Here is a 10,293-nt window from a genome sequence, read left to right on the forward strand (position 1 = left end):
CTGGGATACTTGGGGAGTGTATCGACGAATTCAAGCCCGGCAGGCAGCAACCTTGTCGGCCTGCGGGTTGATCGCTTTTGCCAATCGGCGCGATTGACGCAGGCCATGCCCCGGAAACGACGCCGCCAGCGCAGGGGCGCTGGCGGCGGGTGACATCCGGAATGAGCCGTCCTGGCGGACGGCGCGGTCTTTATTCCGACGGGAAGAAGGCGTAGCGGATCACGAACAGCAGCGCGACCAGCCAAGTGGCCGGATGCACGTCGCGCACCTTGCCGGTGGCGGTCTTGAGTACCACGTAGCTGATGAAGCCGAAGGCGATGCCGTTGGCGATCGAGTACGTGAAGGGCATGATCAGCGCGGTCAGCGCGGCCGGCGTGGCTTCGCAGACGTCGTTCCAGTCGATGTCGATCAGCTCGCGCATCATCAGGCCGGCCACGTAGAGCAGGGCGGGCGCGGTGGCGTAGGCCGGCACGGCGCCGGCCAGCGGCGAGATGAACAGCGCGGCCAGGAACAGCACGGCCACCACCAGCGCGGTCAGGCCGGTGCGGCCGCCGGCCTGCACGCCCGAGGCGCTTTCCACATAGGCGGTGGTGCTGCTGGTGCCCAGCATCGAGCCGGCGACGATGGCCGAGCTGTCGGCGAACAGCGCGCGGCCCAGGCGGTTGGGGCGGTCTTCCGGCACCAGGCCGGCGCGCTTGGCCACGCCCACCAGCGTGCCGGTGGCATCGAACACCTCGACCAGCACGAACACCAGGATCACGTGCACGAAGCCCGAATGCAGCGCGCCCAGGATGTCCAGCTTGAACAGCGTGGGCGCCAGGCTGGGCGGGGCCGAGAACACGCCCTTGAATTCGTTGTAGCCCAGCGCCATGGACAGCAGCGTCACGACCAGGATGCCGATCAGGATGGCGCCGCGCACGCGCAGCGCGTCCAGCGACGCGATGATGAAGAAGCCCAGGATGGCGAACAGCGGGCCGGGGCTGGTGAGGTTGCCCAGCGTGACCTTGGTCGCCGGATGGGCGGCCACGATGCCGGCGCTGCTGAGGGCGATGATGGCCAGGAACAGCCCGATGCCGGCGGCGATGGCGCTGCGCAGCGAATGCGGGATGCCCTTGATCAGCCAGACGCGGATGCCCGAGAAGGTCAGGAACAGGAAGATCACGCCCGAGATGAACACGGCGCCCAGCGCCTGTTCCCAGGTGTAGCCCATGGTCTTGACCACGGTGAAGGCGAAGAACGCGTTCAGGCCCATGCCCGGCGCCATGCCGATCGGCCAGTTGGCGATCAGCGCCATCACCAGCGAGCCCAGCGCCGCGGCTAGGCAGGTGGCGACGAAGACCGCGCTGCGGTCCATGCCGGTGGAGGACAGGATGTCCGGGTTGACGAAAATGATGTATGACATCGTCAGGAACGTCGTCAGGCCGGCGATGAGTTCGGTCTTGACGGTGGTTCCATGTTCACGCAGCTTGAATAGCTTCTCCAGCATACGGGTCCCCAGTGAGTGTGTGAGTGCGCGGATTGGGCGGGCGAGGGCGGTGGACGCCTCGCCGCGTTCTTGTAAACGGGCGTATTTTCGCATCAGTTGTAAACTCTGCCGCCATGATTATTCTCGGCTTTGAAAGCTCTTGCGATGAAACCGGCGTCGCGGCCGTCTGCACCGAACGCGGATTGCTGGCGCACGCCCTGCACACCCAGATCGCCATGCACCAGGAATACGGGGGCGTGGTGCCTGAGCTGGCCTCGCGCGACCACATCCGGCGCGTGACGCCGCTGACCCGCCAGGTGCTGGAGGAAGCCGGCATCGGCATGGCCGACGTCGGCGCGGTGGCCTATACGGCCGGCCCCGGCCTGGCCGGGGCGCTGCTGGTGGGCGCCAGCGTGGCGCAGGCGCTGGCCTGGTCGCGCCGCCTGCCGGCCATCGGCATCCACCATCTGGAAGGCCATCTGCTGTCGCCCATGCTGGCCGACCCCCGGCCCGAATTCCCCTTCGTGGCCCTGCTGGTGTCCGGCGGCCATACCCAGTTGATGCGGGTCGACGGCGTGGGCCGTTACGAATTGCTGGGCGAGACGCTGGACGACGCGGCCGGCGAGGCCTTCGACAAATCGGCCAAGCTGATGGGCCTGGGCTACCCGGGCGGTCCGGCGCTATCGAAGCTGGCCGGCAGCGGCGACGCGACGCGCTTCGAGCTGCCGCGTCCCATGCTGCACAGCGGCGACCTGGATTTCAGCTTCAGCGGCCTGAAGACGGCCGTGCTGACGCGGGTGAAGGCGGCCGAGCAGGCCGGCGGGCTGGACGAGCAGACGCGCGCCGACCTGGCGGCGGCCACCCAGGCCGCGATCGTCGAGGTATTGGCCGCCAAGTCCATCCGCGCGCTCAAGCAGACCGGCCTGCGCCGGCTGGTGGTGGCGGGGGGCGTGGGCGCCAATCAGCTGCTGCGCGCCAAGCTGGACGCGGCGCTCAAGCCGCTGAAGGCGCGGGCCTATTTCCCGCCGCTGCACCTGTGCACCGATAACGGCGCGATGATCGCCTTCGCGGCGGCGGAGCGGGTCAAGGCGGGGTTGGCGGTGCTGGATCCGGACGCGCACAGCTTCACCGTGAAGCCGCGCTGGGACTTGGCGGATATCGCCGGCTGAGGGGGAAAGCCCCCCAACGGACTTATTTCTTGGACTTGCCGCCGCCGATGCGGCTTTCGGTGCCCTGGATCAGTCGCGTGATGTTGGCGCGGTGGCGGTAGAACAGCAGCACGCCGATGATGGCCAGCGCGATGCCCAGCGGCGGTTGCGCGTACCAGGCCAGGCCCGAGCCGAACACGTAGTAGACCGGGGCGAAGAAGGCCGCCACCAGTGCCGCCAGCGACGAATAGCGGAAGAACACCGCGATGATCAGCCAGGTGGCGGCGGTGGCCACGGCCAGCCAGGGCTGGATCGCCACCAGCACGCCCAGCGCGGTGGCGACGCCCTTGCCGCCCTTGAAACCCAGGAAGATCGGGTACAGGTGGCCCAGGAAGGCGGCGACCACCACGCAGGCCAGCGCCGCCGGCGTGATGCCGGGAGCCAGCTGCTCGGCCAGCCAGACGGCGAACCAGCCCTTGGCGGCGTCGCCCAGCAGGGTCAGGGCGGCGGCGGTCTTGTTGCCGGTGCGCAGCACATTGGTCGCGCCGGGGTTTCCGGAGCCGTAGCTGCGGGGGTCCTGCAGGCCCATCAGCTTGCTGACCACCACCGCGAAAGGCACCGAGCCGATCAGGTAGGCCAGCAGGACGAGGGCGGCGGTGAACGCCAGGGAAGGTCCGGTAAGCGCCATGAATGAGGAATCCGTGGTTGCGGCCGGTCTGGGCCGGCGTTGTCATAGTGGCTGCGGATTCTACCGCGACGGGGGCCGGATCAGGTTGCGGGTTATCGCAGGGGCCAGACAAACCGGGGCCGGCTTCGGACGGTACAATCGGCTCCGTCCACCCGTGTTTTACTTTCTTTCGGATGCACAATGCGAATTCTGGTTTCGAACGATGATGGTTATTCGGCCCCCGGGCTGGAGGCGCTGGTCAAGGCGCTGCAGGGACTGGGCGAACTCACCGTCGTCGCGCCCGAAACCAACCACAGCGGCGCGTCGAATTCCCTGACGCTCAACCGGCCCCTGTCCGTGCGCACGGCCTCGAACGGCTTCATCGCCGTCAACGGCACGCCGTCCGACTGCGTCCACGTGGCGCTGACCGGCCTGATGGACGTGCGGCCCGACCTGGTCGTCTCGGGCATCAACAACGGCGCCAACATGGGCGACGACACGCTCTATTCGGGCACCGTGGCCGCCGCCAGCGAAGGCTATCTGTTCGGCATCCCCGCGATCGCCTTCTCGCTCGCCGAGAAGGGTTGGGAACACATCGAATCGGCGGCCCGCGCCGCGCGCCAGGTGGTCGAACGCCATCTGGTGCAGCCGCTGGCGCCGCCGGTGCTGCTCAACGTCAATATCCCCAACCGCCGCTTCGAGGACCTGCATGGCTTCCAGGTGACCCGCCTGGGCAAGCGCCATCCGTCCCAGCCCGTGGTGCGCACCACCACGCCCTATGGCGACACGGTCTACTGGATCGGTCCGGTCGGCTCTGCGGCCGACGCGGCGCCGGGCACGGACTTCCATGCCGTGGAGCAGGGCCTGGTCTCGGTCACGCCGCTGCGGCTGGATCTGACGCAGCACAGCCAGCTGGACGAGATCCGCGGCTGGGCGGAGCCGCTATGCGCAAGCGCGTAAGCCAGCCCGACGTGTCCCAGCCGGTGCCGGGCAGGCCGCGTCCGCTTGGCTACGGTTCCGGACTGGCGCCGGGCGTCACGCCCGCCAACAGCAACACGCGCATCTCGGCCGCCGCGCTGCCGCGCCAGCCGCAGGCGCCCGCGCCGTCGTCCGGCGGCAACCTGGGCCTGAATTCCGACCGTCTGCGCCAGGCCATGGTGCAGCGCCTGCGCGCGCAGGGCATCAGCGACGAGCGCGTGCTCAACGCCATGGCCGCCGTGCCCCGCCACCTGTTCGTGGACGAGGCCCTGGCGAGCCGCGCCTACGAGGAATCAGCGCTGCCCATCGGCCATTCACAGACCATTTCCCAGCCCTGGGTGGTGGCGCGCATGATCTCGGCGGTCTGCGAGGACCGCGCCCCGACCCGCGTGCTCGAAGTGGGGGCCGGCTGCGGCTATCAGGCCGCGGTGCTGGCCCAGATCGTGCGCGAGGTCCACAGCATCGAACGTATCCGCGGCTTGTACGAGTTGGCGCGCAATCACCTGCGCGCCCTGCGCCTGACGACCCGCATCCGGCTGATCTATGGAGACGGCACCGTGGGCCTGCCCGGCGTGTCGCCGTTCGATGCTATTGTTGTGGCTGCCGCTGGCCTGGCCATCCCGCAGGCGCTGCTGCTGCAGCTCGCGCCGGGAGGACGGCTGATCGCCCCCGAGGGCAGCACCAGCCAGCGCCTCGTGCTGATCGAACGCACGGGCGCCGCCAGCTGGAAACGCACAGAATTAGAGGCCGTGCGCTTTGTGCCGCTACGCGCCGGAATACAATCTTGAGCAAACAGGAGAAACGTATGCTCAACGGGCAGTTGCAACTGACCGATATCGCTTTTGGCGCGCCCATGCCGCGCCTGCGCCGTCCGCTTTATCTCGTGGGCGCCATCAGCCTGGCCGTCCTGGCCGGTTGCGCTTCCAAGGGCCAGCGCGCCCCCGTGGTCGACATGGCCGGCGGGCAGCAAACCACCGCGACGGCCCAGCCTGGCGGCAGCTACGTCGTCAAGCCGGGCGACACGCTCTACAAGATCGCGCGTTCTAACAACGTCGACGTCGAGAACGTCAAGCGCTGGAACAACCTCAGCGATCCCAACCAGATTTCCGTGGGCCAGGTGCTCAAGCTGTCCGGCGGCGGCGCCGCGGCCGGCGGCGCGACGCAGGTCACGCCGGTGGCCTCGGCCAAGTCGTCCTCGACGCAGCCGCGCCCGCTTGATCAGCCGTCCGACAGCGGCGCCACGACCACGACGCCCTCGGCCGCCACGCCCACGCCGGCACCCACGCCGGCCGAAAAGCCGACGCGCGCGGCCGACGCCGGCGTCATCAACTGGGGCTGGCCGGCCACCGGCCAGATCACCCAGGGCTTCAACAACAACACCAAGGGCATCGACATCGCCGGCAACCTGGGCGACCCGGTCATCGCGGCGGCCGACGGCAAGGTCATGTACAGCGGCAACGGCGTGCGCGGCCTGGGCAACCTGATCATCGTCAACCACCAGAACGGCTTCATCACGGCCTACGCGCACAACCGCGCGCTGCTGGTCAAGACCGGCCAGGACGTCAAGCGCGGCGCCAAGATCGCTGAAATCGGCCAGAGCGATGCCACGTCGCCGCGCCTGCACTTCGAGATCCGCCGCCAGGGCACGCCCGTCGATCCGATGCAATACCTGCCCGCGCGATGACGCCGACGCTGGTATTCGACCTGGAGACCATCCCCGACGCCGACGGGCTGCGCAAGCTCAACGGCTGGGGCGAAGACGTGCCGGACGCCGAAGTGGTCGAGCGCGCGCTGACGGCGCGCCGCGAGGCCGTCGGCCACGACTTCCTGCCGCTGCATCTGCACAAGGTCGCCGTGGTGGGCTGCGTGTTCCGTGACGACCAGGGTTTCCGCGTCAAGACGCTGGGCCAGCCCGACGATCCCGAGGCCGCGCTGCTGGCGGGCTTCTTCAAGACCATCGAGCGCTATACGCCCAAGCTGGTCAGCTGGAACGGCTCGGGCTTCGACCTGCCGGTGCTGCATTACCGCAGCCTGATCCTGGGCGTGCCCGCGCCGCGCTACTGGGACATGGGCGAGGAAGACCGCGAGTTCAAGTTCAACAACTACATCTCGCGCTACCACAGCCGTCACACCGACCTGATGGACCTGCTGGCCAAGTACAACGGCCGCGCCAACGCGCCGCTGGACGAACTGGCCAAGCTCTGCGGCTTTCCCGGCAAGCTGGGCATGGACGGCAGCAAGGTCTGGGAAGCCTGGAGCCAGGGCCGCGCCGACGAGGTGCGGGCCTATTGCGAGACCGACGTGGTCAACACCTGGCTGGTGTACACGCGCTTTCGCTTTCTGCGCGGCGAACTCGATCCCGTCTCCTACGAAGCCGAGATCGCCCTGGTGCGCGACACGCTGTCCGCCAGCGACGCTCCGCACTGGAAGGAATACCTGGACGCCTGGAAAGGGTAGGTCCACCCCCGAAGCGCTGCGCGCTTCCCCCTCCAGGGGGCGCCGCTACGGACCGGCAAAGCCGGATCCGTGCGGCCTCGATCGGGGACGATCGGCATATGGGGGGTGTTCCGTGTGCTTTTTGGCGATGGTTGGGATGCCGAAAAGCGCAATGCAATTGACTGAAACAAGGGGGACGCGGGCGAAACCTGGCTGAAACCGGGCCGCTCGCACAATGGCCTCGCTTTCTTCAATTTCAGGAGACCTCCATGTCCCGCTACGCTCTACGTTCGAATCTGGCTGCTCTTGCCATCGCCGTCGCCGGCACCGTCGCGACGGGCGCCGTGCTTGCCGCGCCGCCGGCCGATGGCGGCGCGCCGGGCGCCATGCACGAAGGCCGCCACGGCGGCTTCCACAAGGGCATGCGCGACGGCGTCTATTTCCCCGGCCTGGGGCCCGTATCCAAGAAGCAGCTGGAACAGCTGAAGCTGGATGACAAGCAGCAAGCCCTGGTCAAGACGGCCCAGGACAGCCAGCGCGGCCTGCGCGACGCCATGCGCGCCGCCGGCGCCAAGCGTCATGATCTGCTCAAGGCGCAGCTGGACAGCGGCAAGCTCGACCCGCGGGCGCTGATCTCGCAGTCCGAACAGAACCGTGGCCAGTTCGACACCCAGATGAAGCAGGCCCGCGATCAGTGGCTGGCCGTCTGGGACAGCCTGAACGACGCCCAGCGCAGCCAGGTCGCGTCCATGCTCAAGGAACGCCAGGCGCGCATGGAACAACGCCACGCTCGCATGCAGGAACGTCACGGCAAGGGCGCCCCGGCTCCCACGGCCGCGCCGGCTCCCGCCACGGCGCCGGCCGCCAACTAAGCGAGACTTGCGGCGCGCAGCCGCGACCCGCCTTGCCCACAGGGCCCCCGGACGCTCCCGCGTCCGGGGGCTTCTTTGTTTCCGCCCCCGCGACCGCCGCGCTCCCGGGACCGTTGCCATGGCGCCGTTGCCATGGGGTGGCGGCTCGGCTCTCGGCATGGAGCGGGGTCATGGTCCAGCATGGCGCGCATTCCCCATTTTGATGCGCGGGAAGGGCGGGGACGTGCCCGCGCGGCACGCTTCTGGTGCGTGTTGCCTCGTGTTCAGCCCGGCGCCAGCGCGGCGTCACCGGATTGAAACCTGGCACGGGCCTTGCTTGAAGAGCAGCAGGCCGGCGCCATCGATCCGACGCGCCGGCCGGTCGGAAATGCCCGATAGGCGTTCCGCCGACTCCCTTCATCCGACCAGGACTCCGCACCATGAAGAAGACGCTGCCAGCCTTGCCCCTCGTGTTCGCTGCATGTTTCGCCGCGGTCGCGCAAGCCGAGCCCACCGATCTGGGCGGCGGCTTCTCGCTCAGCGGCAACGCCGCCATCGTCAGCGACTACCGCTTTCGCGGCTATTCGCAGACCGACTTCCGTCCGGCCGCGCAGCTGGGCTTCGATCTGAACCACAGCTCGGGCTTCTACCTGGGGAACTGGAACTCCAACGTGTCCAGCTTCGTCTACACCGACGGCAACCTGGAAATGGACTTCTACGGCGGCTGGAAGGGGGAAGTGGGCGGCGGGCTGACACTGGACGCGGGGGGTCTGCACGATTACTACCCGGGGTCCAGCTCGCCCAAGGGCGGCAACTACAACAACACCGATCTCTACCTGGCCGCGACCTACGCCAACTACACGCTGAAGTATTCCTACACCCCCGGCGACTTCTTCAGCACGCCCGACAGCAAGGGCACGTGGTATCTGGACGGCACCGCCAATTTCGACCTGGGCGACGGCTGGGGCCTGGTCGGGCACCTGGGCTACCAGAAGCTCAAGAACCAGACCAACATGAATGGCGATTCCATCAGCCATTACGTGGACTACAAGCTGGGCGTGACCAAGGACCTGAAGGGCTGGGTGCTGGGCCTGGCAGCCGTGGGCGCGACCAAGGACAACTGGCTGCCGACCAAGTACGGCCATCCGTCGGGACGTTTGGGAGCGGTATTCTCGGTGGCGCGCAGCTTCTGAGGGGAGCGGGCGCCGGCCCAGGCGGGCCGGCGCCCTCGGGTTCAACCCAGGTCGCGGGCCCGAGTCTCGGGCAGCGTGGCCGCGCCGATCAGCCCCAACGCCAGCGCGACAAGTACGTAGATCACGACATACGCGGTGTTGCCTGTCGCCGAGAGTATGGAGATCGCGATGATCGGAGCGATGGCGCCGCCGGCCAGGCTCGCCACCTGATGGCTGATCGACGCGCCCGAAAAGCGGACATTGGACGGGAACAGCTCGACGAACCAGGCGGCCATCGGGCCGTAGACCAGCGAGTGCGCCAGCAGCCCGCCGGCCACGGCGACGATCACGGACAAGGGCGTGGCCTGGTCCAGGATGCGAAAGAACACAAACAGCCAGGCGGCCATGCCGATGACGCCGAGCGTGGCGGTAGCGCGACGGCCGATGCGGTCGGACAGCGCGCCGGCCAGTCCGTGTGTGACGATCTGCATGGCGGCGCCGATCAGGGCAGCGTTCAGCGCATACTGGCGCGGCAGGCCCAGTTCCTTCGTGATGTAGACCACGGAAAACACGGCGAACACGGTCCAGGCGGTATCCGAGCCGATGCGCACGCCAATGCAGGACAGCACCGTGCGCCAATGCAGGCGCAGCAGCGTGGCGATGGGCGCCTGCTCGACGCGCCGCTCGGCCTTCAGGCGCTGGAAGGCGGGCGTCTCGGCCATGCGAGTGCGGATGTACAGGCCGAGCAGCGTGACGATGGCGCTCAGCCAGAACGCGATGCGCCAGCCGTAGCTCAGGAAGGCTGCGTCAGACAGCGTCAGGTTGAGGACGGCGAACGCGCCCGTGGCGAGCACGTTGCCCAGCGGCGAGCTGGACTGGATCAGCGAGGCGAAGAAACCGCGATGGCGGCTGTCGGTGTTCTCGGCGATCAACAGGACGGCGCCGGCCCATTCCCCGCCCAGCGCCAGGCCCTGGATGAAGCGGATCACGGACAGCAGGATCGGCGCCCAGACGCCGATCGCGGCATAGGTCGGGATACAGCCGATCAGGAAGGATGCGGTGCCCATCACCAGCAGCGTGATCGTCAGGATGTTCTTGCGTCCGACCTTGTCGCCATAATGACCGGCGATCAGGGCGCCGATGGGGCGCGCGATGAAGCCGATGGCGAAAGTCGAGAACGACAGCAGGGTGGTGGTGAGCGGATCTCCCGTGGGGAAGAACAGCGGGCCGAAGACCAGCGAGGCCGCCAGTCCGTACAGGAAGAACTCATACCATTCGAGCGCGGTGCCGACGGTGCTGGCGGCGATCACCCGGGCAATGGGGTTGCGCGGTTCGCGCGAGGGAGGGGAGGTTGGCTGCATGGGTCTTGTCTCCGTTTTTTTGGATATGACTGCAAGCGCTGCGGGTACTGCCGAGGTGATGATGGGCAGCAACTCCGATAAGATCCAATCAATAATTTTGTCCGCCACCCATTCCAGTTTTTTATCGAAGGGCGGCGTTTCCCAGCTTTCCGGGCCCGCCGCGACAGGCATGGGCGCGGGAATACGGAAGGATGGAAAAAAATGCCCAAATGGAC

Annotated in this window: 11 protein-coding genes; 8 read left to right on the plus strand and 3 right to left on the minus strand. The window is 67.9% G+C overall.

Annotated elements, in window-relative coordinates:
- Positions 1 to 190: 190 nt before the first annotated feature.
- On the minus strand, positions 191 to 1,486 hold the full coding sequence (locus KDH83_RS14565; RefSeq protein WP_212316984.1) for an NCS2 family permease: 1,296 nt from the start codon (positions 1,484 to 1,486) through the stop codon (positions 191 to 193).
- A 113-nt stretch (positions 1,487 to 1,599) separates the two neighbouring features.
- Between KDH83_RS14565 and tsaD the strand changes: the two genes are divergently transcribed.
- On the plus strand, positions 1,600 to 2,634 hold the full coding sequence (gene tsaD / locus KDH83_RS14570) for a tRNA (adenosine(37)-N6)-threonylcarbamoyltransferase complex transferase subunit TsaD (protein WP_212316986.1): 1,035 nt from the start codon (positions 1,600 to 1,602) through the stop codon (positions 2,632 to 2,634).
- 22 nt (positions 2,635 to 2,656) lie between these two features.
- Here tsaD and plsY read toward each other — a convergent pair whose 3' ends face one another.
- A complete protein-coding gene (gene plsY, locus KDH83_RS14575) occupies positions 2,657 to 3,301 on the minus strand; it encodes a glycerol-3-phosphate 1-O-acyltransferase PlsY (RefSeq protein WP_212316988.1) in 645 nt (214 codons plus the stop codon).
- 180 nt (positions 3,302 to 3,481) lie between these two features.
- Between plsY and surE the strand changes: the two genes are divergently transcribed.
- The 6 genes from surE to KDH83_RS14605 all read left to right on the plus strand — a co-directional run bounded on the left by surE (position 3,482) and on the right by KDH83_RS14605 (position 8,738).
- A complete protein-coding gene (surE, locus tag KDH83_RS14580; protein WP_212316990.1) occupies positions 3,482 to 4,240 on the plus strand; it encodes a 5'/3'-nucleotidase SurE in 759 nt (252 codons plus the stop codon).
- The gene (locus KDH83_RS14585; RefSeq protein ID WP_249205112.1) at positions 4,225 to 5,046 is read left to right on the plus strand and encodes a protein-L-isoaspartate(D-aspartate) O-methyltransferase; all 822 of its coding nucleotides are present in this window, start codon (positions 4,225 to 4,227) and stop codon (positions 5,044 to 5,046) included. The genes surE and KDH83_RS14585 overlap by 16 nt, the downstream gene beginning before the upstream one ends.
- A gap of 17 nt (positions 5,047 to 5,063) precedes the next feature.
- Positions 5,064 to 5,942: a peptidoglycan DD-metalloendopeptidase family protein gene (locus tag KDH83_RS14590; protein ID WP_212316992.1), complete on the plus strand. Its 879-nt coding sequence runs from the start codon at positions 5,064 to 5,066 to the stop codon at positions 5,940 to 5,942.
- Positions 5,939 to 6,715 (plus strand): 3'-5' exonuclease, encoded by a 777-nt coding sequence (locus KDH83_RS14595; protein ID WP_103274590.1) that lies wholly within the window; start codon positions 5,939 to 5,941, stop codon positions 6,713 to 6,715. The genes KDH83_RS14590 and KDH83_RS14595 overlap by 4 nt, the downstream gene beginning before the upstream one ends.
- A 248-nt stretch (positions 6,716 to 6,963) precedes the next feature.
- Entirely contained in the window at positions 6,964 to 7,566 is a 603-nt protein-coding gene (locus tag KDH83_RS14600; RefSeq protein ID WP_212316994.1) for a hypothetical protein, read from the plus strand.
- A gap of 419 nt (positions 7,567 to 7,985) precedes the next feature.
- Positions 7,986 to 8,738, plus strand: coding sequence for a TorF family putative porin (locus KDH83_RS14605; protein WP_212316996.1), 753 nt, complete (start codon positions 7,986 to 7,988; stop codon positions 8,736 to 8,738).
- Positions 8,739 to 8,779: 41 nt separating this feature from the next.
- Here KDH83_RS14605 and KDH83_RS14610 read toward each other — a convergent pair whose 3' ends face one another.
- Complete coding sequence (locus KDH83_RS14610) at positions 8,780 to 10,078, minus strand: MFS transporter (protein ID WP_212316998.1); 1,299 nt, start codon at positions 10,076 to 10,078, stop codon at positions 8,780 to 8,782.
- Here KDH83_RS14610 and KDH83_RS14615 point away from each other — a divergent pair.
- On the plus strand, positions 10,077 to 10,293 hold a 217-nt coding region (locus tag KDH83_RS14615), incomplete at its 3' end, for a hypothetical protein (RefSeq protein ID WP_212317000.1). The two genes, KDH83_RS14610 and KDH83_RS14615, sit on opposite strands and share 2 nt — an antisense overlap.

Source organism: Achromobacter sp. Marseille-Q0513 (assembly GCF_018195695.1).
GTDB lineage: Bacteria > Pseudomonadota > Gammaproteobacteria > Burkholderiales > Burkholderiaceae_B > Achromobacter.

Bases quoted from the DNA above. Each gene is read 5' to 3' on its own strand.
- tsaD (WP_212316986.1), top strand. From the start codon at position 1,600: ATGATTATTCTCGGCTTTGAAAGCTCTTGCGATGAAACCGGCGTCGCG.
- KDH83_RS14610 (WP_212316998.1), bottom strand. From the start codon at position 10,078: ATGCAGCCAACCTCCCCTCCCTCGCGCGAACCGCGCAACCCCATTGCC.
- KDH83_RS14605 (WP_212316996.1), top strand. From the start codon at position 7,986: ATGAAGAAGACGCTGCCAGCCTTGCCCCTCGTGTTCGCTGCATGTTTC.
- KDH83_RS14585 (WP_249205112.1), top strand. From the start codon at position 4,225: ATGCGCAAGCGCGTAAGCCAGCCCGACGTGTCCCAGCCGGTGCCGGGC.
- KDH83_RS14590 (WP_212316992.1), top strand. From the start codon at position 5,064: ATGCTCAACGGGCAGTTGCAACTGACCGATATCGCTTTTGGCGCGCCC.
- surE (WP_212316990.1), top strand. From the start codon at position 3,482: ATGCGAATTCTGGTTTCGAACGATGATGGTTATTCGGCCCCCGGGCTG.
- KDH83_RS14565 (WP_212316984.1), bottom strand. From the start codon at position 1,486: ATGCTGGAGAAGCTATTCAAGCTGCGTGAACATGGAACCACCGTCAAG.
- KDH83_RS14600 (WP_212316994.1), top strand. From the start codon at position 6,964: ATGTCCCGCTACGCTCTACGTTCGAATCTGGCTGCTCTTGCCATCGCC.
- KDH83_RS14595 (WP_103274590.1), top strand. From the start codon at position 5,939: ATGACGCCGACGCTGGTATTCGACCTGGAGACCATCCCCGACGCCGAC.
- plsY (WP_212316988.1), bottom strand. From the start codon at position 3,301: ATGGCGCTTACCGGACCTTCCCTGGCGTTCACCGCCGCCCTCGTCCTG.